Here is a 24,367-nt window from a genome sequence, read left to right on the forward strand (position 1 = left end):
GACTGTGTGGCCCGTCACTTGGGGTGTTCCCGGTGGCGCACGGGCTCACCCTCGGTGAGTGGTAACCGTGCCGTCACAGTGGTCGCGCACGGCTCGTCCGCCCCAGCCGCTCCGGGAAGCCGCGGGCGAGGCACCCGAAATGAAAAGGGTTGTCGCTTCGGCGACGCGACGGGGATGGGGGGCTGCTTTGCCGGGGGAGGGTGCTGTGTCAGCCTCTCCGAAACGGGCAAAGCAGGCGAAACGGTTCGTGCGGGATGGTGAATCTCCCGTGCGCTCGGCCTGCCTCCGAGAAGCCCCCGAGCCCGTCGCCGGAGTGAGCGGCGGTGCCAGAACGCGGAGTTGAGCAATGACAGCAGCGGCGGACCACCGCACGCACCCCGGACACGGCCACGCCCACGGTGAGGGCTGCGGCCATGTTGCCGTCCCGCACGGTGACCACGTGGACTACGCCCACGACGGGCACCTGCACCGCGCCCACGACGGTCACGTCGACGAGTGCGAACGCGGCGCCCACCAGGAGCACGGCGGCCATTCCCATCAGCACGGCGAGGGCTGCGGTCACGTCGCGGTCCCGCACGGGGATCACGTGGACTATGTGCACGACGGTCACCGGCACGCGGCGCATGAGGGGCATTGGGACGACCACTAGATTCCGTTGGATTCCGTCAGGCCCCATCAGGTTCGCTCGGCCGAGCCTGATGGGGCCTTCGCGTGGGCTCAACCAGCCGTCTGGGCACGCCTGTTGCGTCGCGGTCCGCAGCCTCACCCGAGGGTGTCGTCTCTCTCGACATTCACATGTGACATTGCACTGTGATACACATCGTTCTCGCCAGTGTCGGTACCGTGCCCGCCCCCGGGGTGGCCCATGCAAGGAGGCATGACGTGACGGACGAGCAGATACAGCAGGGTGCGGCGGGCGAGGGAGAGGCCGCGGCGCAAGGGCGGCCCGATGTGCCGCGGCGCAAGAACGGTCTGTATCCCCAAGTGTCCGACGCGCTGCACGAGTTGATGGCCTCGGGATGGGCCGATACGGAGTTGCGTGGGCTGGAGCCCGTCGCGCAGGCGCCGTATGCCGCGCGTCGCAGGGCCGCGTTGTCGGCACGGTTCCCGGGGGAGCGGCTGGTGGTTCCGGCGGGGAACCGCAAGGTGCGGGCGAACGATACGGACTACCCGTTCCGTGCGGCGACCGAGTACGTCCACCTCACCGGTGACCAGACCTTCGACGCCGTGCTCGTCCTGGAACCGCTGGCGGACGGCGGGCACGAGGCGGTGCTGTATCTGCCGGAGCGGTCCAGCAGGAGCAACGGGGAGTTCTGGCTCGACGGGGACAAGGGCGAGCTGTGGACCGGGCGCAGGCACAGCCTGGCCGAGGCCGAGCAGCTGTACGGGATGCCCTGCCGCGATATCCGTACGGCGCCCGACGCGCTGGAGCAGGCCACGGGGCCGGTCCGTGTCGTGCGCGGCTACGACGAGTCCGTCGAGGCGGCACTGCACGACAAGGTGACCGCCGAGCGGGACGAGGAGTTGACCGTCTTCCTCTCCGAACTGCGCCTGGTCAAGGACGAGTTCGAGATCGGGGAGCTGCAGAAGGCCTGTGATGCCACCGCGCGCGGCTTCGAGGACGTCGTGAAGGTGCTCGACAAGGCGCAGGCCACCTCGGAGCGTTACCTGGAGGGGACGTTCTTCCTGCGGGCCCGGGTGGAGGGCAACGACGTGGGCTACGGCTCCATCTGTGCCGCGGGTGAGCACGCCACGATCATGCACTGGGTGCGCAACGACGGACCGGTGCGCGACGGCGAGTTGCTGCTGCTCGACGCCGGTGTCGAGACCGAGACGCTGTACACCGCCGACGTCACCCGCACCCTGCCGATCAACGGACGGTTCACCCCGCTCCAGCGGCGGATCTACGACGCGGTCCACGAAGCGCAGGAGGCGGGGATCCGGGCCGTGAAGCCGGGCGCCGCCTACCGCGACTTCCACGACGTCGCCCAGCGCGTACTCGCCGAGAGGCTGGTCGAATGGGGGCTGCTCGAAGGGCCCGTGGACCGGGTGGTCGAACTGGGGCTGCAGCGGCGCTTCTCGCTCGCCGGTACCGGCCACATGCTCGGGCTCGACGTGCACGACTGCGCCAAGGCGCGCACCGAGGCCTACGTGGACTGTGTGCTGGAGCCCGGCATGGTCCTCACCGTCGAGCCGGGGCTGTACTTCCAGGCGGACGATCTGCTGGTGCCCGCGGAGTACCGCGGTATCGGGGTCCGTATCGAGGACGACATCCTGGTGACCGAGGACGGCAACCGGAACCTCTCGGCCGCACTGCCGCGTACCTCGCGGGACGTGGAGGCGTGGATGGCCGAGTTGCGGGGCTGAACTCCCGCACGACCGGCTTCCCGCTCTTCCGAGTTCTTCCGGGTTCTTCCGGGTTCACCCTGTTCGTCCTGCTCTTCCCGTCCGTCCTCTCCTCCTCGTCGAAGCGCCGCGGGCTGCGGCCGCTGGCGAGGGGAGAGAGGGGCGGGCCTGGGCTCAGCCCGTCGAGTCCCCGCCCCGGCTCGCGGCCCACAGGGAGCGGACATGGCCGAGGTGGCGGGCCATGCACCGCTCGGTTCCCTCGATGTCGCCGCGCAGCATCAGGTCGAGGAGTTCGAGGTGCTCCTCGGCCGAGGGGAGCAGTTCGCCCCGCTCGTCGAGGACGGTGAGGCCGTACAGGCGTGAGCGTTTGCGCAGTTCGCCGACCGTCTCGACGAGGCGGTCGTTGCCGGAGAGCGCGAGCAGCGAGAGGTGGAAGCGGCGGTCCGCCTCCAGGTAGCGGATCAGGTCGTGGTCGCGGGCGGCGGCCACGATCTCCTCGGCCACCGGGCGCAGCGCCTCCAGGCTCTCGCGGGGTGCGGTCGCGGCGATCCGGCCCGCCATCGGCACCTCGATCAGTAGGCGGATCTCGGTGTACTGGTCGAGGTCGCGCTCGTTGACCTCGGTGACCCGGAACCCCTTGTTGCGCACCGGCTCGACGAGCCCTTCGCGGGCGAGGTCGAGCATGGCCTCGCGTACGGGGGTGGCGGAGATGCCGAAGTCCTCGGCGAGTACGGGCGCGGAGTACACCTGGCCGGGGCGGAGTTCACCGGAGATGAGCGCGGCGCGCAGGGCGTGGGCGACCTGGTCGCGCAGCCGCTCCCGGGTGGAGCCGAGGTCGCGCTGCTGCTTCAGGTGCCCCATCGCCGTAGCGTTCCCTTCGTGCCCGTGAGGTGGAACAGCGTACCGTCCGGGCTGGTGAGCGCCGCCGGGCGCGGGGGAGACGCAGGGGCCGGGGCCGCCCGCCGCCGGACAGGGCGGCGCGGGCGGGCGGGCGCCCGGCGCTCGGGTCACTGCGCGAGGACGCCGTTCTCCGCGCGGCGTTCGGCGACCGTACGGGCCAGCGTGTCGAGCAGCTCCCGCATCTCGGCCAGGGTCGGCTCGTCGGTGAGGCGGCCGTCGGTCACCTTGCGGGTGGCCATCGGGACGCGCAGGCTCTCGGTGAGCACGCTCGCGCCCATCACGGTGAGGGTCTCGGTCAGCCAGGCGCGGGCCCGGTCGCCGCCGGTGACCGCGGGGGAGGCGCTCATCAGGGCCACCGGCTTCTCGGCGATCTCACCGCCGCCGACCAGCCACTCCAGCGCGTTCTTCAGGACGCCCGAGGTGCCGTGCGCGTACTCGGGACTGGAGATCAGCAGGCCGTCCGAGGCGCCGACCTTGGCCCGCAGCTCGGCCACGACGGCGGGGAGGTCGTTCATCTCGACGTCCGCGTTGAAGAACGGCAGCCGGCTCAGGTCCGGCTCGACGGTGATCTCCCACGGCGGTACGAAGAGGTCGGCTGCCGAGCGCAGCACCGCCGCGTTCAGCGACCCCGACCGCAAACTCCCGCACAGTGCAAGGATTTTCATGTCGCTCAGCCTACGTTCTCGAAGGTCACCGGGAGGGAGGAAAGCGCACGGGAGACGGTGGACGGACGGTAGGAGGGAGCGCCGTCCAGGGCCAGGCCCGGCAGCTTCGCGAAGATCAGCGGGACCGCGATGCGGGCCTCCAGACGGGCCAGCGGGGCGCCCAGGCAGTGGTGGATGCCGTGGCCGAAGGCCAGGTGGGTGCGGTCGCCGCGGGTGACGTCGAAGTCCTCGCCGTTCAGGAAGCGCGCCGGGTCGCGGTCGGCGGCGGCCACGCTCAGCGCGACGGCCTCGCCCGCCGGGATGGTGATGTCGCCGACCGTGACCGGCTTGCGGGTGAAGCGCCAAATGGCGTTCTGGATCGGGCCGTCCCAGCGCAGCGCCTCTTCGACGGCGTCCGGCCAGCGCTCCGGTTCCCGGGTGACGAGCGCGAGCTGGTCGGGGTGGCGCAGCAGCGCGAGGACGGTGCTGCCGAGCAGGTTCACGGTCGTCTCGTGACCGGCCGAGAGCAGCAGTGCGAGCATCGAGACCAGCTCGTCCTCGCTCAGCCGGTCGGACTGGTCACGGGCGTCGATGAGCGCGGAGGTCAGGTCGTCGCCGCCCTCGACCCGCTTGCGCTTGACCAACTCGGCCAGATAGCCGTGGACTTCCTGGAAGGCGGCCATCGCCGCGTCCCGGCTGTCCTCGTCGTTGCTCATCACCGCTTCGACGGCGCGCCGCAGCCGCTCGCCGTCCTCGGCGGGCACGTCGAGCATGTGCCGGATGACTTCCATCGGCAGCAGCGCCGCGAACTCGGTGGTCAGGTCCGCCCGGCCGGACAGCTCGCCGCCCCGGGCGAGCAGGCCGTCGAGCAGCCGGGTCGCGGTCGCCTCGATGCTGGGGGCCAGGGCCTCGATACGGCGGGGCGTGAACGCCTTGGAGACCAGCGCGCGCAGCCGGGTGTGCCGGGGCGGGTCGGAGACCAGCATGGAGTCGCCCATCCCGATCACCACGTCGCCGGTGATCGGCACCCGCTGCTCCTGGAAGGCGGTCCAGGTGCCCGCCATGTCCTTGGAGTACGAGTCGTTGTCGAGGAAGGCGCGGCGGCAGTCCTCGTACCGGGTGAGCATCCACGCCTCGACCCCGCCGGGCAGGGTGATGCGGTGCGCACGGGCGTCCTGGCGCAGGCCCGCGTACGCCGGATACGGGTCGGCGACGAACTCGGGGGTGAACAGGGCGGCGGCGTACGGGCATTGGGTCACTGCGGGGTCCAATCCGGTGGCGGGATTTCGGTGGGGGAGCGGTCGGAGAACCGACGGGGCGAGGCGGCGGGCGGGCCGGGCGAGGATGGTGCCCGGCCCGCGCGGCCTTTCACCAGGCGACGGGCAGTTCCCGCACGCCGTACAGCACCATGTCGTGGCGGAAGGGGAGTTCGCCCATCGGCTTCAGCGGGCGCAGCCCCGGCAGCCGCTCGAAGAGACCGGCGAACACCTCGGTCAGCTCGACCCGGGCCAGGGTGGCGCCGACGCACTTGTGGAAACCGTGGCCGAAGGCGACGTGGCGGCCGGTGTTCTCGCGGTGGATGTCGAAGGAGTCCGCGTTCTCGAAGACATCCTCGTCGCGGTTGGCGGCGTTCAGCATCACCAGAACGCCCTCGCCGGCGCGCAGTTGCCGGCCACCGACCTCGACGTCCTCGGTGACGGCGCGCGGCAGTCCGGCGTGGTTGATGGACAGATAGCGCAGCATTTCCTCGACGGCGCCGGGGACCAGGGCCGTGTCCGCCTTCAACTCGGCGAGCTGGTCGGGGTGTTCGAAGAGGGTGACGGTGCCGATGCCGATCATCTGGGCCATCGTGTCGTAGCCGCCGAGCAGCAACAGGGCGGCCATGCCCACGAGTTCCTGATGGTTGAGGCCGCCGTCCGCGGCGCGGGTCACCATCCGCCCGAAGAGGTCCTCTGAGGGCTGCGCCTCCTTCGCGGTCACCAACCGGTCGAAGTACCCCATCAGTTCGCCCGCCGCCTGTACCGCCTGCTCGGGCGTGCTCCTGCGGTCCAGGACCGTGTCGGTGAGTCTGACGAACAGGACGTGGTCCTCGAAGGGGACGCCGAGGATCTCGCAGATGGTCATGGCGGCCATCGGCAGCGCGAACTGCCGTACCAGATCGCCGGATTCGTTGCCGTCCGCGGTCATGTCGTCGATCAGACCGTCGAGGATCCGGCGCATCGTGGGCCGCAGCGCCTCCATCTGGTTGATCAGGAACTCGCGGGTCACGGTGCGCCGCAGCCGCCCGTGGTCCGGTGCGTCGGCCTGCATGAAGAAGCCGGGCGGGGGCGGCACGTCGCCGGTGACATACGTCGGGAAGCCCGGGGTGCGCGGGTCCGAGGAGAAGGCGCGGTGGGTGAGGACGGCGCGTACGTCCTCGTGGCGGGTGACGATCCAGGCGGTGTCGCCGCGCGGGGTGCGCACCTGGAACACCGGGCGCTCGGCGCCGAGTTCGCGGTACTGGGGCGGCGGGTCGAGGGGGTGGGTGCGCGGCATCGGGAACTCGGGCAGGGTGGCGGTCATCGCGTCGACTCCGGGCTCGGTGAGGGCGGTACTGGGGCGGGTACGGGCGGGTCAGGCGGCGGCGATCAGCGGGACGAGGGCCTCGGCGAGCGGGTTGAGCGAGGGGTTGTCCCACATCAGCGTGGGCTCGACCTCGATGCCGTAGTGGTCCTCGATCTCGGCGCACAGGCCGAGTACGTACACCGAGTCGAGGCCGTACTCGTTCAGCGGCAGGTCCACCCGGATCTCCTCGGCCGGGCTGCCGGTGTGGGCGGCCACGCGTGCGCGCAGCCACTCCCGCACCTCGTCCGCGGACACCGTCTCGGGCTGGGTGGTGAGTTCGGACATGAGGTCCTCCGGATGGTGATCAGGCCCCGGTGGGGCGGCAGTCGATGTCGAAGGTCAGGCCCGCGTCGAAGCGCCGGACCAGCTCGGCGTGGAGCGGTTCGGCGAGCCGGGCGGGCAGCGGGTCGCGGTGGCGGTCGAGGTGGGCGCCGAGCCGGTGCAGCGCGGCCAGCGTCGCCGTCGGCCCTGCGGCGTCGGGACGCTGCCACCAGGTGCCGAGGCAGGCGGCGGCCGCGAGGACACCGGTCCAGCGGGTGGTGAGTCCGAAGGCGTACGGCGAGGCGGCGGGACCGGCCTCGGCGGGGCCGAGCCCGGCCGCGTCGGCGGCCAGCGCGTCGAGTTCGTCGCACCAGAGGCGGGCCTGCGCCGTGACCGCCTCGTCGTCCCGCGAGGCGGCGGCCTGTGCCGCGCCGAGGACGAGCGAGCGGGAGAGCGGGTCGCGTCCGCCGCCCGTCACGGTCAGGTCCGTGAAGCACGGGGCGGGCAGCGGCTCTCCGAGGTGGAAGGTCTCCTCGGGCAGTGCGGCGGCCCCGTCCTTGCGCCAGGTGCGACGGGCGGTCAGCGGCAGCTGGGGCAGCAGCGCCGACTGGCAGGAGACCCGGGAGGCGTGCCCGAAGGCCGAGGGCTGGACATCGCGCAACAGCTTCTGGAACAGGGGCTGTTCGGCGCTGCGGAGGTAGAACTGCGAGCCGAGCAGTTCGGAGAGCCGGTATACCGCGTGCATCAGGAGTCGTGGGACGAAGGCCTTGACGGCGGCGGCGTAGACCCCGGCCTGCGCGGGCGCCGTGTGGGTCGTACGGGCCGCGACCGCGGTGAAGGTGTCGGCGAGGAGCAGATCGGCGAAGGCCTCGGCGAGGATCGACCGGGACAGCGGCAGGTCGGTGACGGTGCCGCCGTACAGCCTGCGGCCGCGGGCTCCGCGCAGTGCGGTCCGCAGAGCGGTGTCGAGCAGGCCGATGGTCATGCCGGGCAGCGCGATCCGGGTCGCCTGGAAGGAGCGCAGGGCCGTTTCGACTCCCTGGCCGGGGTTGCCCACCACACTGTCGGCCGGTACGGCGCAGTCGGTGAACTCGACGCCGCCGAGCTGTACGCCGCGCATCCCGACGGTGCCGAACCGCTCCAGGTGGCGTACCGCACCCGTAGGCAAGTCCGCGCTGTCGAGCAGGAGTTGGGAGTGGCTGCGACTGCCCTGCGCCGGGTCCGTACGGGCGAACAGGACCATCGCCTCCGCGCGCCGCAGATTGGCCACGACCTCCTTGCGGCCGTTCAGGCGCAGCCGCCCGTCCGGCCCGGGTAGCGCGGTGAGTCCCGCGCGCGAGAAGTCGTTGCCGTGCGCCAGCTCGTGGTACGCGCACGCCGCCCGGCCGCCGGAGAGCAACAGCTCGGCCAGCCACGCCTGTTGGGCCTCACTGCCCGCGGTCCAGACGTTGGCCCCGGCCATGAAGGAGCCCGCGCCGTAGCCGAGGCCGAGGCAGGGGTCGCGCCGGTACACGGCGCGCATGACGCCGATCAGCCCCTCCAGACCGGTGAACCGGCCGCCGAGCGCCGCGGGCACGAAGTGCGCGTTGAGGCCGAAGCCGGTCAGCGACTCTTCGCCCGCGGGGAGCATGTGGCCCTGCTCGTCGGCGGATACGACGGCGGCGGTGCCCACCGGATTCGCCCGGTCGGCGGCGTCGCCGAACAGGTCCTCCAGGGCGTCGATCTCCTTGCCGTGCGGGGAGTGCCGGGTGTGCGCGGAGTACCGGGCGGCAGGGTCCGGTACGCCATGCCGGGCGCCCTCCGAGTCGGTGGGCTCAGCACCGGTCGGCGCGGCGGGGGTCGCGGGAGTCATGCGATCAGCTCCTTCGCGGAGTTCGCCTCGTTCGGGCCGACCGGGTCGTCAGGCACCGTCGGCAGGGAGAGCAGTTCCTCGTACGCGTCCTGTGGTGCCTCGTGGCCGGGCCTGAGCAGTTCGAGGGAGCGTTCCAGGGCGGCGGTCAGCCGTATCGCGTGAGGTGTGCCGGCGGGTGCGGTGAGCAGCAGGTGGGCGGCGCTGGCGCCCGCGAAGCACCGTTCGTAGCGGCGGGCGAGCGCGAAGGCCTGAGGGGGTGTGTCGCGGGAGGCCGGGGGCAGTGCCGCCATGGCGTCCGCGACCGTGGCGATCTCCTCGGCCAGGGCGGTCGCCGCCTCGTACGCGCGGCGCGGTACGGTGCCGTCCGCCGCGAGGTGGGCGAGCCGGTCGACGGCCGTGGGCAGCCCCTGCACCACGCTGCACCCGGTGCGGCTCATCAGCCGCAGCGCGCCATGGTCCAGCGGCGGCACCGGGCCGTCGCCGACGAGTACGGCGAGGCCCTCGGCGTCGTGTGCGCCGGTGCGGGCCCTGCGGGCCAGGACCGGGAACTGGGCGATCAGCGCGGAGCGGTTGACGGCCGTGCTGCCGTCGAAGATCGCCACGATGCGATGGTCGCGCTCCAGCTTCTGGAACATCCCGTCGGCGTGCTGCTCGGTCAAGTAGCCACGGGCGCCCAGAAGTTCGGCGAGCTCGTCGATCGTCTGCTGGACGAGGTCCGGCACACCCGCCTTGACCAGGGCCGATACCACGCTCATCTCGCCGGGGAGGCAGTGCGCCGAGCGGGCGGCGAGCAGCGCGGCGGCCTCGGCCAGCGCCAGGGAGGCGGCGGCCCGCCCCAACGTGCGGCGAGCAAGGGGAAGTTGGAGCAGTGTCGTGCCGTACAGGGCGCGCCGCTCCGCGAAGTCGTGGGCGAGTGCGAGGGCGTGCTCGCCCGCGCCGAGGGACAGCGAGGTGCAGACGGTCCTGGTGAGTTGCAGGGCCCGCAGCACGATCTCCAGGCCCTCGCCGACCCCGCCGATGAGTGCCTCGGCGGGGATCTCGGCGCTGTCGAAGGCGATACCGCTGATGTCCGCGCCCCGGATGCCGTGCGTCGGTTCCTTGGGCAGCGGACGCCAACTCCCCGCAGCCAGGCGCTCCTTGTCGACGAGGAACAGGCTGAAGCCGCGCGCGCCGCCCTCGGTCGAGGTGCGGGCGAGCACCGAGATCAGACGGCCGCGGGTCGCGTTGTTGATCGGCCACTTCGCGCCGTCGAGCCGCCAGCCGCCGGTCGCCGTGGGCACCGCGGTGAGCTGCCCGGCCAGCAGGTCGCTGCCCCGGCCGGGCTCGGTCAGGCCCCAGGACACCACCGCGTGCTCGTCGAGAACCATCCGGGCGAGCGCGCGTCGCTGCGCGTAGGAGCCCGCGACCCAGGCCGACACCGACCCGAGGTACGTCTTGCCGTGCGCGACCGCCACCGTCACATCGCGGCGTGCCACCGTCCGCAGGGACGCGACGAGTTCGGGCAACCCGCCCTGCGCGCCGCCTAGTTCGGGGGGTACGTAGGCGTGCGCGATGCCACAGCCGTCGAGTACCGCACAGGCCTCGCCCGGGAACTCCTCGCGCGCGTCGAGCCGGGCACCGACGGCGGGGTCGAACGGCCCGCCCGGCTCGGCGGCGCGGCGCAGTGCGGTGTCCAGCGTGGCGGGCAGTCCGTCCGCCCACTGCGGGAGGTGTCCGGTCACGGGGCGGCCTCCGTCAGCAGGGCGCGCACCGCAGGGTCGATCTCCTCGTGCACGGGGGTGAGCGCGCCCTGGAGGAACAGGGCGCGCATCTCGGAGCGCTGCACCTTGCCGCTCGTCGTCCGGCGGACCGTGCCCGGCCTGAGCAGGGCGAGACCGGCCGTACGCACCCCGAACTCGCGGAAGACCGTGGCGCGCATCGCCACCGCGAGATCGCGCAGCTCCTCCTCGCCGAACCGGCCGCGGATCTCGTGCAGGACGACGACCTCCTCCTGCGGCACCGGCACGGTGAACGCGGTGCCCACCAGGGTCGCCAACTGCGGGTGCTGGAGGCGCAGTTCGTGCTCGATGTCGTGCGGGTAGAGATTGCGGCCGTGCACGATCAGAAGGTCCTTGCTGCGGCCGGTCACAAAGATCTCGCCGTCGAGCACGGTGCCGAGGTCGCCGGTGCGCAGGAACGGGCCCTCGCCGTCGGCGGTGCGGGCGCCGAAGGTGGCCTCGGTCGCCTCGGGGCGCCCCCAGTAACCGGCCGCCACGCTGGGACCGCGCAGCCAGATCTCGCCGGTCGTCCCGTCGGGCAGCACCCGGTGCCCGTCCGCGTCGACGATCCGTACGTCAAAGTCCGGCACGTCGCCGCAGCCGACCAGCTCGCGGACCGGGCCGCCGGGCCGAGGCTGCTCCAGGGAGTGCTTCTCCAGGGCCTCGGGGTCCACCGGTTCGATCTTCGGCGGGCGGCTCGCCAGGCCGGAGACGAAGACGGTGGCCTCGGCCATGCCGTAGCAGGGGGCCAGCGCCTCGGCGCGGAACCCGGCCGGGGCGAAGCGCTCCGCGAAGTCGCGCAGGGTGGACGCCTGGATCGGCTCCGAGCCGTTGGCGGCGAACTGCCAGCGGGACAGGTCGAGTTGCCCGAGCTGGGCGTCGGTGACCCGGCGCACGCACAGCTCGTAGGCGAAGTTGGGCGCGGCCGAGTAGCCGACGTCGTACCGGTCGAGCAGGGCCAGCCACTGGTGCGGGCGCTTGAGGAAGGCCATCGGGGACATCAGCGCGCAGCTGCTGCCGAGGAAGAGGCTGGGCAGCAGCTGCCCCATCAGGCCCATGTCGTGGTAAAGCGGTATCCAGCCACCGAAGTTGGTGTCCTCGGTGAGGCCGAGGGCGCGGCGCAGGCTGTCCGCGTTGTGCAGCAGATTGCCGTGGTCGACCATGACGCCCTTGGGGTCGCCGGTCGAGCCGGAGGTGTACTGGAGCAGCACCAGCGTGTCCGGGCCGACGTCCGGGTCGCGCCACCGGTCCGCGTCACCGAAGTCCGGCGCGTCACTGGCGGCGACCGCGATGTCCAGGCTCTCGTTCTCGATCCACTGACGAGCCTCCGCCAGCTGCCCGGTGTCGGTGAGGGCGACCCGTACGCCCGCGTCGGCGGCCATGCCGGTGACCCGGCGCTGCTGGTACTGGAACTGGCCCGGCATCGGCGAGGGCACCGCGACGACGCCCGCGTACAGACAGCCGAGGAAGGCCGTGACGAAGGGCAGGCCCGGCGGGTGCAGCAGCATGACGCGCTCGCCGGGGGCGCAGCGCTCCTGGAGCCAGGAGGCGACCCGGCGGGCCTCGGCGTCCAGGGCGGCGTAGTCGAGGGTGCGGGCGCCGTCGGGCGCGTCGTGGTCGTGGACGAAGGTGACGGCCGCGCGCCCGGCCCGCTCCGCGGCGTGGCGGCGCAGCAGGTGCAGGGCGCTGGGCTCGCCCAGGAGCAGGGAGTCGGTCACGGGGCAGTCCTCTCGGCACGCGCGGGCAGGAAGTGGGTGGCCTCGAAGTACGCGAGGTAGCGGCTGATCAGCTCGCGCTCGGGCGGCAGGCACGCGATGCCCGAACCGGTCAGCGCCGCTTGGAGGTTGGTGGTCCCGAAGACGGGCCTGCTGCCCCGGTAGCCGAGGTCCTCGGCGGGCAGTTCGGGGCCGAACAGCGGGAGGAAACGGGTGAGTTCGTTCTCCTCGCCGCGTTCGGCTGCGGCGGTGAGTTCGGCGTACCAGTCGGCGTACGAGAGGCGGCGCAGCGGATAGCCGCACTCGGCGAGCAGTGCGACGAACCGGTCCCAGGCCAGCGGATGCCCGCCCGGCAGGTTGAACGAGGTGCCGTGCCACTGCCCGCCGAGCGCCACATGGGCCACGGCCGCGGCGCAGAAGTCGACCGGGGTCATCTCCAGGAAGACGTCGAACTCCAGGGCGGCGCCGAGCTGGACGCAGCCCTTCATGGTCGCGTTGAGGAAGGTGTCCGTGGCGCAGGCGCCGGTGGTCTGCGCGCCCGCGATCTGGCCGGGGCGGTAGACGCAGGTGGGCAGCCCCCGCTCGTGGGCCTGCGCCATCATGCGGTCGCCCACCCACTTGGTCTGCCGGTAGCCGCCCACCACGCCCTCGGGGTCGGTGGCCGCGTCCTCCGCCCAGCGGTGGTCACCGGGGCGGCCGGGGTAGACGGCGAGCGAGGAGATGTAGTGCACCGGCTTGACCCGGTGCCGGGCGGCCAGGCGAAGCACCTCCTGGGTGCCGAGGACGTTGACCGGCTTGAGCCGCCGGTAGGGCAGCGCGTAGCTGGACCAGGCGCCGTTGTGGACGATCATCTCGACGTCGCGGGCCAGGGCCAGATAGGTCCGGCGGTCAAGGCCGAAGTACGGCCGGGCCAGATCGCCGGGCACGCCGGTGAACCGTGCCTCGTCGCCGTCGCGCCACACGCCGTACCGTTCCATCGCCGCCCGGACGCGCGCCGCCGCCTGCGCGGGCGTGTCCGCCCGTACCAGGACGTGGAGTCGGGCCGTGGAACGGTCGAGGAGTTCACGCATCAGGAAGGCGCCGGTGTAGCCGGTGCCGCCGGTCAGCAGGATCGTGTCGTACGGGCCGGTCGACGGCGGCAGCGCGTCGGCGGCCGGGACGATGTCGGCGGGCAGGACCGCCTCGGCCGTCAGGTCCTCGCTGGCGAGGGAACGCGGGTGCGCGGAGGGACCACCGGACTCGGCCCCGCTGCCTCGCGTGTCGAGGTGGCGTACGAGGCGTTCCACGGTCGGGTGGTCGAACAGCTTGCGCAGACTGATCTGGACGCCGGTGGCCTCCCGCAGCCGGGCCGCCATCTGCGCGGCCGCCAGCGAATCGCCGCCCAGCTCGAAGAAGTTGTCCTTGAGTCCGACCCGGCCGAGGCCCAGGACATCGGCCCAGATCTCGGTGATCCGGATCTCCTCGGGCGTCTGCGGCGCCACATAGGCGGCGGCGCCCGAGGTCTCGTCCTCCGCGAGGGCGGGCAGGCTGCCCCGGTCGACCTTTCCGTTGGGCAGCTTGGGCAGTTCGGGCAGTACGACGAAGCGGGACGGGATCATCGGGTCGGGCAGCTGCCCGGCGGCGAATTCCCGCAGGCGGGTGCGGAAGGCGGCCCAAGTCGCTTGTGCGAGAGGGTTGTTGGCCGTCGGGGTGACGGGTGCGTTCACGGTGCTCACTGCTCCCTCGGCGCGGTGGCCGCCTGATCGAAAGCCGCCTGATCGAAAGCTGCTTGGTCGAAAGCTGCCTGGTCGAAGGCCGCTTGGCCGGAACCTGCCGCATCGGAGTCCGTCGTCCCGGGACCGGCGGGCGGGGCGCCCACCGGCTCGAAGACGGCGTCGAACTCGCCCACCCGGCCCGGCTCCGGGGGGATCAGCCGTACCGGCCGCCCGTGGCGCTCACCGAGGGCGGCGATGTCCTCCGGGTCGAGCGCGCCGTCGCCCTGCGCCTCCCAGACGGCCCGTTCCAGGTCCCAGCCGGTCGCCTCGGCGCTGTGCTGGCCGTGCAGCAACTCCAGTGCGGCCAGGGGGCGTTCGAGGCGTGCGTCCGGGAGGCCGGTGACCGTCAGCGTCAACTCCGGTGCGGTACCGGCGAGAAGTTCGGCCAGGGTGCCGGTCCCCTTCAGCTCGTCCCAGGTGACCCGCTTGCCGTCGGCGACCGCGTGCGGCGCGCGGTCGCGCCCCAGGAGGGTCACGTCCCAGCGGAACCGGGTCAGTTCGTTGGCGTGGTGGCCGCGCTTGAGCTCGACCCGCAGACCGGCTCCGGCCGAGGCCGCGAACTCCTCGAAGAACGCGGCGGTCAGGCAGAGTTCGCGTTCCTCGGCGAGGGCGCGGGACGCGGCAGCCGCCACCTCGCGGGCCGGGGCCAGTGCGGGCGCCCGGCGGATCTGGGTGTCCGCGTGGAAGGCGGGCAGCAGCGACAGATCCCGTACGTCACCGACGAAGACCGCGCCCTGAGGCCCGGCCACCCGCAGTGCCTCGGTGAGCGCCCGGCGCAGGTAGTCGGCGCCCGGGAAGTACTGGACGACCGAGTTGAAGAGCACCAAGTCGGCCGAGGAGTCCGGGAGTTCGGTCAGGGTGAGCGCGTCGCCCTGGCGCAGGGTGAGGTGGTCGGGCAGCTTGCCGTCGATGGCGATCGAGGCGGCGGTGGCCAGGGCGGCGGGGGAGAGGTCGATGCCCAGGTAGGAATCGGCGGCCGGGGCCAGCTCCCGCAGGTAGAGACCGACGCCGACTCCGACGTCCACGATCCGGCGGGCCCCGGTCGCCCGGATCCGTTCGACGGTGTTGCCCAGCCACTCGCGCATCTCGTGCGCGGGGATGGGCCGCTTGGTGTAGCTGCTCGCCCACCCCGCGAAGTCCCGTTCGTCGTCGCCGAGTTGGGCGGTCTGCGTCGCGACGGCGGGCGTGTACGCGCCCTCCCAGACGTCCCGCCAGCGGTCCACGTGGCCGCGCTCGCCGCCCGCGGCCCCCTCCTCGCCGTTCTCGGCGACCGGCGCGACATAGGCGAGGAGCTCGGCCGCCCCGCCCGTGCGGCGCGCGGCGACGACCGCGACCGAGGCGACCTCCGGGTGCCGCGAGAGCACGCTCTCCACCTCGTCAGGCTCGATGCGGTGGCCCAGGATCTTCACCTGCCGGTCGATCCGGCCGAGGAACTCCAGCGTGCCGTCGGCCCGCCACCGCACCCGGTCGCCCGTACGGTAGAAGCGGCCGCCCGGCACGTCGGTGAACCGCTCGGCGGTCAACTCCGGCCTGTCCAGATAGCCTTCCGCGACTCCCTCGCCGCCGATCCACAGCTCACCGGCGACGCCCACCGGGGTCTCGCGCCCGTCGTCCGCCGTGACGCGGACCAGGGTGTTGGCGACGGGGCGGCCGATCGGCAGCGCGGCCGCGTGGACGTCGCGCTCGCGGTCGAGTTCGTGGACCGTCGACCAGATCGTGGTCTCGGTCGGCCCGTACATGTTGAACACTCGGACCGACGGCAGCGCGCCGAGCAGCTTCTGGGCGAGCCCGGACGGGAAGGCCTCGCCGCCCACGAGCAGCGCCCGCAGCCCTCGCAGTGCGTCCAGCGCCTCCGGCTGCGCGGCCACCGCCGCCAGGAACGAGGGGGTGGCCTGGAGCAGGGTGGCGCCGTGGCGGGCCAGGAGCGCGCACAGGCCGTCCTCGCCGTCGGCCGGGGTGAGCCGCTCGATCATGCGCTCCCCGGCCACCACGACGCTCGCGCCGCGGGTCAGCGGCCACAGCAGTTCCAGTACGGAGATGTCGAACGAGACGCTGGTCAGGGCGAGCACGACGTCGTCGGCGGCCAGGCCGATCCGCTCGTCCATGGCGGCGGTGAAGTTGACCACGTTGCGGTGCAGCAGGACCGTGCCCTTGGGGCGGCCGGTCGAGCCGGAGGTGTAGATGACGTACACCGGGTCGCCGGGCCGGGCCTGCTCGTCGAGTGGGTCGGTGGACCGCGCGGCGATCTCGGCCGCGTCCCGGTCGAGCCGTACGTACCCGCCCGCGGGCAGCTCCTCGGGACCGCCGGGCCCGGTGACCAGGCAGTCGAGGGCGGCGTCCTCGGCGATGTAGCGCAGCCGGTCGGCGGGGAAGTCCGGGTCCATGGGGACGTACGCGGCGCCGGCGCGGGCGACCGCGAGCAGGGTGACGACCAGGTCCGCGCCGCGCCGCACGCTCACCCCGACCCGGCGGCCGCGCCCGGCGCCGCGCTCGCGGAGCAGCCGGGCAAGGCGGGCCGCCCGCTCGTCCAACTCGGCGTAGGACAGGCGCACTTGACCGTCGACGAGGGCGAGGGCGTCCGGTGTCGCGGCGATCTGGCGGGCGATGAGCCCGGGCAGGGTGGCAGTGGTGCCGAAGTCCGTCGCGGTGGCGTTCCAGGTGTCCAGACGGGCCCGCTCGTCCGCGCCGCGCAGCTCGGTGGGGGGCGCCGCCTGCGGGTCGGCGGCCAGGGCCGCGAGGGCGCGCGCGTAGTAACCGGCGAGGCGGTCGCAGAACTCGGGGTCCAGGGACGCGGTGTCGCAGTCCAGCCAGAGGCCGAGACGGCCGCCCGCCGGGTCGACGAGAAAGTTCGCGGCGAGCGGGAAGTTGGTCTCGGCGATGCCGAAGCCGTCCTGGATCGCCGCGTCGGAGCCCCACTGTTGATGGAAGTCCATGAAGTTGACGTACGAGTCCGGCGACAGGTCGGTGTGGTCGCGCAGGACACGGGCGTACGGGTAGCGGCGGTGCGGCAGGGTGCGCTGCTCGTGCGCGTGCACCCGGCGGGCCAGCTCCAGCCAGGAGCCGCCCCGTACACCGATCCGCAGCGGCAGCGTATTGAGGAAGACACCGATGACCTGGTCGCCGCCGTCCTCCTCCAGACGGCCGTGCGTGACGACACCGGTCAGCACCTCGGCGCCGGGGGTGACCGCGTCCAGGACGACCGCGTGGGCGGCGGCGAGCAGGGACTTCGTCGGCAGTCCGGCGGCGCGGGCGGCGGCGGTGATACGGGCCCCCGTCTCCTCGGACACCGGTACGTCGAAGCGGCGGTGGGCGGCGCCCGCCGCCCGGCCCGCGGTGCGCAGCGGCAGGGGTGCGGGCTCGGCACCCGCCAACTCCCCGGCCCAGAAGGCGCGGTGCTCCTCGCGCTCAGCCGCCTGCCGCTCGGCGGCCACGAACTCCCGGAAGGTGGACGGGATTTCGGGCAGCCACAGGTCCTCGCCCGAGAGCGCGGCACGGTAGCGCCGCACGATCTCGTCGAGCATCGCCGCGTCGCTCCAGCCGTCGAGCACCACATGGTGCTCCACCACGCCGAGCTGGAACGCGCCCTCGGCCAGCGGATGCGCGGTGAAGGCGAGCAGCGGGGCGGCGGTCAGGGTGAAGTCGTGGTGCTTGGCGAATTCGGCCCACTCGGCGAGGAAGGCCTCGCGCGCCGCTTCGTCCGCGCCGAGCAGCCGTTCGTCCACGGCGAGGGGGACCCGTACCTCGCGATGCACGAGCTGGAGCGGTTCGCCGAATCCGGTGAGGTGGAAGGAGCTGCGCAGCGCCGGGTGGCGCCGTACGGTCGCGTCGAGCGCGCCGCGCAGCAGGTCCTCGTCGAAGGGGAGGCCGACCCGGATGCCGGTGACCACCCGGTAGACGGACGAGCCCTCCTCGTACTCCGCGTGGAAGACCATGCCCGTCTGCATGCTGCTGAGCGGATGGGCGTCCACCAGGCCGTCCGGCAGCAGTTCCCGGTCGGCGGCGGAGAGCAGCGAGAACGGTTCGGTGCGCGGGCCCTCGGCGACGTACGGCCGGATCCGGCGGGCGAGCCCGCGTACCGTCGGCGCCTCGTACAGGTCCGGCAGCGCGAAGGTGAACCCGGCGCGCTCCAGGGCGCTGCGCACCCGGATGCTGAGCAGGGAGTCGCCGCCGAGGGCGAAGAAGGAGGTGCCGAGGGCGACTCGGTCCTTGCCGAGCGCGGCGGCGAAGGCGTCGTGCACCCGGCGCTCGGCCTCGTCGGCGGGGGCTGTGTCCTCGGAGGTCCCGGGCGCGGCCGTGTCCTCGTGCGCCACGGGTACCGGCAGGGCGCGCCGGTCCACCTTGCCGTTCGGCAGCAGCGGCAGCGCGTCGAGCAGGACGATGCGGGACGGCACCATGTACTCCGGCAGCCGTTCGCCGAGCGCCGCCGTCAGGCTCTCGGCGGTGGCGTCGGCGGCCACCACGTGGGCCAGCAACTGCCGCTGTCCGTCCGCCTGTTGGGGCGAGGTCACGACCGCGCTCGTGACGCCGGGCAGGGCGAGCAGCGCGGACTCGATCTCGCCGGGCTCGATCCGGAAGCCGCGCACCTTCACCTGGTGGTCGATACGACCCCGGTACTCGACCACGCCGTCCTCGCGCAGCACGGCGAGGTCGCCGGTGCGGTACAGCGTCCCTCCTCGGCCCTCGCCCTTTCGATGAGGGCCCTGCGCACCTTCTCCCTCAGCCGGTCCGAAGGGGTCGGGGACGAAGCGTTCCGCCGTCTGCTCGGGCCGGTTCAGGTAGCCGCTCGCGACCTGGACGCCGCCGATGTGCAGCTCGCCGGGAACACCGAACGGCAACGGCTCGCCGCCCGGATCCAGTACGTACAGACCGGTGTTGGCGACGGCGCGGCCGATCGGCACCGGGCCGCCGGTGTCCCGCCCCGTGCACCGCCAGTGCGTGACGTCGATGGACGCCTCGGTCGGTCCGTACAGGTTGAAGAGAGCGGGGGCGTGTGCGCCGGACCCGTACCGGGACAGGAACCGGGCGACCGTCTCCGGCCGCAGCGCCTCGCCGCTGCACACCACCCGCCTCAGGCCCGGGAGTTCGGCGGCAGCAGGCTCGGCCAGGAACAGGTCGAGCATCGGCGGCACGAAGTGGACGGTGGTGACGCGGTGTTCGCGGATCTTGGTGGCGAGCGCCCGGGGGTCGCGGTGCTCGCCGGGCTCGGCGAGGTGCAGCCGCGCCCCGGCGAGCAGCGGCCAGAAGAACTCCCACACCGACACGTCGAAGGTGAACGGCGTTTTCTGCAGCACGCATTCGTCCGCCCCGAGCCCGTACTCCTCCTGCATCCACAGCAGGCGGTTCACCACGCCACGGTGCGGTACGGCGACACCCTTCGGGGTGCCGGTGGAGCCGGAGGTGTAGATCACGTACGCGGTGTCGGAGGGCGTGCCGAGAGACAACGGGGCGTCCGTGGCGGGCAGTTCGGGCAGGAGGCGGTCCACCGCGACGACCTTCGTACCGTCACCGGTCAGGCGTTCGGCCAGCCGCTCGGCGGGCCCCGAGGTGCTCAGTACGGTGCCGACCCCGGCGTCCTCGATCTGGAACTCAAGTCGTGCGGCGGGCAGTTCGGGGTCGAGGGGCAGATACGCGCCGCCCGCCATGAGGACCGCGAGCAGCGAGACGACCAGGTCGAGCGAGCGTTCCTGGTGCACGCCGACGATGCTGCCGGGCGCCACTCCGAGATCGCCGAGGTGGGCGGCCAACCGCCGGGCGGAGTCGCGGAGTTCGCGGTACGTGAGACTGGCGCCCGCGACCTGGGCGGCGACCGCGTCGGGGGTACGCGCGGCCTGGGCCGCGATCAGCTCGTGCAGCCTGCTGTCCAGGTCGTAGTCGCGTACGGCGGGGGAACCGGCGGCGAGTACCGCGCGACGCTCGGCCGCGTCCATCAACGGCAGTCGCCCGAGGGGGAGTTCGGGTGCGGCCAGGGCGCCGCGCAGCAGCGTGAGCAGGCGTCGGCTGTGCGCGGCGGGGGCGCCGGGGGAGTGGCGGCGCGGGTTGGCTTCGGTGTTCAGGCGTACCCGGGTCACCCGGGCGTCGGCGAAGAAGTCGAACCGGAGGTCGTCCACCGGGCCCGAGGAGAGGTGGTGCGCGGTGCTCGGCAGGTCGCCGAAGGCCACGTCGGCGTCGAAGGTCACCACATTGACCGTGGTCCCGGCGAGCTGCCCGCGCCGCCCTTCGGGGAACAGCTCCCGGTGCAACTCCTCGCCACGGAACCGCTGGTGGCGCAGCGCGCGGCCCAGCTCGGCCGAGACACCCTCGACCAGCTGCGCGAAGGAGGCGCCGCGCGGGGCGGCGATCCGCAGCGGCAGTTCGTTCGCGGACATGCCCGGGGTCGCGATCGCCCCGCCGGAGGAGCGGGCGGGCAGCGGAATCCGCAGCAGGGTCTCCTCGGCACCGGTGATCCGGCACTGGTAGGCGGCCACGGCCGCGACAAGCAGCGCCGAGGGCCGGGCGCCGAGCCGCCGGGCGGCGTCTCCGAGCAACTCCACGTCCGCCATGGACAGTTCGGTGCTGCGGCGCAGTAGTCCGGCCTCGGCGGAGAGGTCGTCCTGATCGCCCAGGCTCACCGGGTCCGGGCGGTCCGCGTACCGCTCCAGCCAGTGGGCGCGGTCGCGGCGGTGGGCGGGGGAGACGGCGTAGGCGGCGTCCTGGGCGACGAGTTCGGCGAGCGGCAGCGCACGGGCGGCGGGGGGTTCGGCGCCCGCGGCGAGCGCCGTGTACACCTCGGCGATACGCCGGACGTGGGCCGTCTGGCCGAGGCCGTCCATCAGCAGGTGGTGGTAACGCAGGTAAAGCAGCCGGGTGTTGGCGGATTCCTCGATCAGGACGTGCCGGACGAGTTGGCCCGAAACCAGCTCGACGGGGCGGGACAGGTCGGCCCGCATCCATTGCTCGGCGGTTGCTCGCGGCCGGTCGGCGGCCGAGAGGTCGAGCAGCTCCAGGGGGTTTTCGGCCACCGGTACGACCGTCTGCCCGGGGCCGTCGAACTCGGCCGCGCCCTCGGGATCCTCGGAGCCGGTGCGTACGGCAAAGTCGTCGAGCCGTACCCGCAGCGCCTCTGCCTCGGTCAGTGCCGTGCGCACCGCCCGGCCGAGCAGCGCGGCGTCCACCGGGCCGTGGATCTCCAGGTAACTGGCGCAGTTGTAGCGGGGGTTCCCCGGGTCGAGCTGCTGGGCCGCCCACACGCCCGACTGGGCGGCGGTCAAGGGCAGACGAATGCCCGGGTTGCGGTGTGGCATGTGCGCGGCTCTCCCCCATAGAGACGGCTTCGAGGGCCTGCGGGGCACCCTCGATAGGCCTCTCAAACCTGTCAAAGTCTGCGGATCTCAGCCACTACTTGTTCGAGTAGTTCACGGTGGCCCTACTTGTTCGAGTAGTTCCGGACACCCCTACTTGTTTGAGTAGTTGACCATTCCTTGATGGTGGGGTTCTCATCCCGCGCGTAGCGTGCGGGACGAACGTTTTCCGGAGGCGGTGAAACCGGCCGACCGGGTTGCCGCGTGGGGAGAGGTGGGCAGCGACAGGGGCGTCGCTCGCGCGCGTTGTGCCAGGTGAGGCACGTACGCGCAAAACTGAACAACAGGTACAGACGGGGGAGATTGTGAATCTGTACGGCCGTGCCCATGAACAGTGGGTAATACGGCAGCGACTTCGTACGGTGAGAAGTGGGCGTAATGGCCTTGTTCTCCTCGACGGAGCGCGAGGTTCCGGAAAAACGACATTGGTCCAGCGAATTTCGGACACCGCCGAACGGTGCGGGTTCGATGTTCTGAGCGGTCCCGCGGAACGCTTTCGCAAACTATTGCTCGCCGCTTCGCTGATGGGCGGAGCCGCGGGTTCCGGGGTGTTCACCGCGGCCACCGGTCCGGACACCGCCTGGTGCCCCGACCTCCTCGCCGAGACGCTCGCGGCCGAACTCGCCGGACCCGGCCGCGAACAGAGACCGGGCAGCGGGACGCGTCCCGTACTCATCGCCCTGGACGACGTCCCCTGGGACGACCCCGACGTCCGCGGCGCACTGCCCGCGCTGCCCTCGGTGGCCTCCGCCCGCCGGGTGCTGTGGCTGCTCTCCGGCACCGGCGCGCCCGGACCGCACGGTCCGGCCCAGAGCCCGGACACGGTCCGGCTCAGCCTCGGCCCGCTGCGCCACCGCGACTGCGTCCGGATGGCCACCGACCGGCTCGGCGGCGTGCCGGACACCGGCCTCGGACATCTGGTGGACGCCTGCGGCGGCCACCCCGGGCTGCTCGCCGCCTTACTGGACACGCTCAGCGCCTGTGGTGGGCACACCGTGCGAGGCGCCGTCGCCCGGGCGGTCACCGAACCGCTGCCCCGGCTCGTACTGACCGCCCTGGTGCGCGAGGACCCGCGGCTGTCCGCGCCGGCCCGGACCCTGCTGACCGCCGTCGCGGTCCGCTCGCACCCGGTACGGACGAGCGAGTTGACGCAACTGCCGGACGAACAGGCCCTTCCGCTGCTCGGCGCCGTACGCGAGGCGGTACAGGCCGGGGTGCTCGTCCTGGACGGCGACCGGCTCGGTTTCCGCCACCCCCTCGTGCGCGAGGCGGCGGCCCTACTGTCGTCCGGCCCCGCCGAGCGCCTCGACGCCGTACTCCAGCCGCGTGTTCCGGCCCTGAAGCTCGCCGCCACCCGCACCACCGTCCAGGCCGTGGCGCCGGAGGTCCCGCCCTGCGACGGCGAGTGGCCCAATCCGCTGAGCCCCGCCGAGCACAACATCGTCCGGCTCGTCGCGGACGGCCTGACGAACCGTCAGATCGCCTCGCGGGTCAACCTCTCGCCGCACACCGTCAACTTCCACCTCCGCAAGATCTTCCGGAAGCTGGGCGTCTCCTCCCGGGTCGAACTCGTGGGGGCACACCTCCACTTGCTGCACCCCGAGGACGAGCCCCGGACCACGCCCCCCACTCAGGAGAGCAGGACCGCAGATGCAGGATGAGCAGACCGTGACCGTCACCGAACGGCACGGGGACGACGGCGGCACCGCCAGGACCGGGGAGGCCGCCGGACCCGAGGCGCCCGGCCCGCGACGGGTACGGGCCATGGTCCTGGTGGCGATGGCCGCCACCTTCATGGCGATGATGGACTCCTACATCGTCAACGTCGCCGTCCCCTCCATCCGCGCGGACCTCGACGCCTCCGTCTCCGCGGTCGAGATGACCGTGGGCGGCTACATCCTGGTCTACGGGCTCTTCCTGGTGACCGGAGGACGGCTCGGCGACATCGTCGGCTACAAGCGGATGTTCCTCGCCGGTCTGGGGCTGTTCACCGTCGCCTCACTGGCCTGCGGCATCGCCCCCAACCCCGAGTCGCTCATCGCGTTCCGCTGCGTCCAGGGCTTCTCGGCGGCGCTGTTCTTCCCGCAGATCCTGTCCATCATCCAGACCTCGTTCGAAGGCGCCCGCCGCGACCGCGCACTCGCCCTGTTCGGCGTGACCATCGGACTCGCCGCGATCTCCGGCCAGTTGATCGGTGGCGTACTGGTCCACTTGGACCTGTTCGGCTGGGGCTGGCGCCCGATCTTCCTGGTCAACATTCCGCTCGGGATCGCCACCATGGTGGGCGCCTGGCTGACCATGCCCGGCACCAAGGGCGCCCAGCGGCCCCGCCTGGACCTGCCCGGAGTGGGCCTGCTCACCGTCGCGTTGCTGCTCCTGTCCTTCCCGCTCGCCGAGGGCCGCAACGCGGGCTGGCCCTGGTGGTGCTTCGCGATGATGGTGCTCTCGGTGCCGTTCTTCGCCGCGTTCGGACGGTGGGAGCGGAAGCTGGCGGCGAGCGGTGGCCAGCCGCTGGTCAGTCCGGCCCTCCTGAAACTGCGCGGCTACCGCTCGGGCAACCTCGTCTTCCTCGCCTTCTTCGCCTGCAACGCCGGACTCTTCTTCGTCCTGGCGGTACAACTCCAGAGCGGCCTCGGCTACTCGGCCCTGGAGGCGGGCCTGCTCTTCGCCCCGCTCGGCATCGCCTTCACCGCGGTCTCGCTCTTCGTCCCGAAGATCGTCGCCAAGCTCGGGCTGCACATCCTGACCGCGGGCTACGGCCTCAACGCCCTTGGCTACCTGGTGCTGTTGCTCACCGCGCTCGCCGCGGGCGACGACGTCAACGGGCCGATGCTCATCCCCGCCCTCGTCGTCATCGGCACCGGCCAGGGCCTCGGCGTCAGCCCACTGCTCGGCAGTGCCCTCGCCGAGGTCCCGCCGCAGGAGGCGGGCAGCGCCGCGGGCGTACTGGAGACCGTCGGCCAACTCGGCATGTCGGTCGGCGTCGCCCTGGTCGGCCTGCTCTACTTCAGCACCCTCGACGACTCCACCACCCAGCACGACTACGCACACGCCTTCACGGTGACCCTGGTGCTCAACCTCGGCCTGTCGCTGCTTGCCATGGTGTTCGTACCGTCGTTGCGGAAGGCGGCCGAGGCGCAGATGGCGGCCGCGGGGGCGCAGTGACGCGGGGATGTGTGCGGTGACGTGCTGACGTG

Annotated in this window: 14 protein-coding genes; 4 read left to right on the forward strand and 10 right to left on the reverse strand. The window is 72.5% G+C overall.

The features are described from left to right. Positions 1-346: 346 nt before the first annotated feature. Both HUT18_RS25795 and HUT18_RS25800 read left to right on the forward strand, forming a co-directional pair. Positions 347-649: a hypothetical protein gene (locus HUT18_RS25795; RefSeq protein ID WP_176102928.1), complete on the forward strand. Its 303-nt coding sequence runs from the start codon at positions 347-349 to the stop codon at positions 647-649. 248 nt (positions 650-897) lie between these two features. Beyond that, positions 898-2,367, forward strand: coding sequence for an aminopeptidase P family protein (locus HUT18_RS25800; RefSeq protein WP_254879093.1), 1,470 nt, complete (start codon positions 898-900; stop codon positions 2,365-2,367). A gap of 153 nt (positions 2,368-2,520) precedes the next feature. Here the strand turns inward: HUT18_RS25800 and HUT18_RS25805 are convergent, their stop codons facing one another. From HUT18_RS25805 to HUT18_RS25850, 10 genes are all read right to left on the reverse strand, one after another. Then, positions 2,521-3,207 (reverse strand): GntR family transcriptional regulator, encoded by a 687-nt coding sequence (locus tag HUT18_RS25805; protein ID WP_176102929.1) that lies wholly within the window; start codon positions 3,205-3,207, stop codon positions 2,521-2,523. A 146-nt stretch (positions 3,208-3,353) separates the two neighbouring features. Continuing rightward, the gene (locus tag HUT18_RS25810) at positions 3,354-3,911 is read right to left on the reverse strand and encodes an NADPH-dependent FMN reductase (protein ID WP_176102930.1); all 558 of its coding nucleotides are present in this window, start codon (positions 3,909-3,911) and stop codon (positions 3,354-3,356) included. A gap of 5 nt (positions 3,912-3,916) precedes the next feature. Further along, positions 3,917-5,149: a cytochrome P450 gene (locus tag HUT18_RS25815; RefSeq protein WP_254878809.1), complete on the reverse strand. Its 1,233-nt coding sequence runs from the start codon at positions 5,147-5,149 to the stop codon at positions 3,917-3,919. Positions 5,150-5,258: 109 nt separating this feature from the next. Continuing rightward, on the reverse strand, positions 5,259-6,452 hold the full coding sequence (locus HUT18_RS25820; RefSeq protein WP_176102932.1) for a cytochrome P450: 1,194 nt from the start codon (positions 6,450-6,452) through the stop codon (positions 5,259-5,261). A 51-nt stretch (positions 6,453-6,503) separates the two neighbouring features. Next, complete coding sequence (locus tag HUT18_RS25825) at positions 6,504-6,779, reverse strand: acyl carrier protein (protein ID WP_176102933.1); 276 nt, start codon at positions 6,777-6,779, stop codon at positions 6,504-6,506. Between the two features lie 19 nt (positions 6,780-6,798). After that, complete coding sequence (locus HUT18_RS25830) at positions 6,799-8,607, reverse strand: acyl-CoA dehydrogenase (protein WP_176102934.1); 1,809 nt, start codon at positions 8,605-8,607, stop codon at positions 6,799-6,801. Further along, complete coding sequence (locus HUT18_RS25835) at positions 8,604-10,328, reverse strand: acyl-CoA dehydrogenase family protein (protein WP_176102935.1); 1,725 nt, start codon at positions 10,326-10,328, stop codon at positions 8,604-8,606. Before HUT18_RS25835 ends, HUT18_RS25830 begins: the two co-directional genes overlap by 4 nt. After that, positions 10,325-12,082, reverse strand: coding sequence for a fatty acyl-AMP ligase (locus tag HUT18_RS25840; protein WP_176102936.1), 1,758 nt, complete (start codon positions 12,080-12,082; stop codon positions 10,325-10,327). The genes HUT18_RS25835 and HUT18_RS25840 overlap by 4 nt, the downstream gene beginning before the upstream one ends. Next, a complete protein-coding gene (locus HUT18_RS25845; protein WP_254878810.1) occupies positions 12,079-13,785 on the reverse strand; it encodes a thioester reductase domain-containing protein in 1,707 nt (568 codons plus the stop codon). The genes HUT18_RS25840 and HUT18_RS25845 overlap by 4 nt, the downstream gene beginning before the upstream one ends. Positions 13,786-13,790: 5 nt before the next feature. Further along, on the reverse strand, positions 13,791-21,113 hold the full coding sequence (locus HUT18_RS25850) for a non-ribosomal peptide synthetase (protein ID WP_176102938.1): 7,323 nt from the start codon (positions 21,111-21,113) through the stop codon (positions 13,791-13,793). Positions 21,114-21,475: 362 nt separating this feature from the next. On the opposite strand from HUT18_RS25850, the gene HUT18_RS25855 reads away from it, so the two are divergent. Then, the gene (locus HUT18_RS25855) at positions 21,476-22,831 is read left to right on the forward strand and encodes a LuxR C-terminal-related transcriptional regulator (protein ID WP_176102939.1); all 1,356 of its coding nucleotides are present in this window, start codon (positions 21,476-21,478) and stop codon (positions 22,829-22,831) included. Further along, the gene (locus HUT18_RS25860) at positions 22,821-24,335 is read left to right on the forward strand and encodes an MFS transporter (protein WP_254878812.1); all 1,515 of its coding nucleotides are present in this window, start codon (positions 22,821-22,823) and stop codon (positions 24,333-24,335) included. Before HUT18_RS25855 ends, HUT18_RS25860 begins: the two co-directional genes overlap by 11 nt. The last annotated feature ends 32 nt before the right edge of the window (positions 24,336-24,367 follow it).

The sequence above is a fragment of the Streptomyces sp. NA04227 genome (genome assembly GCF_013364195.1).
Lineage (GTDB): Bacteria > Actinomycetota > Actinomycetes > Streptomycetales > Streptomycetaceae > Streptomyces.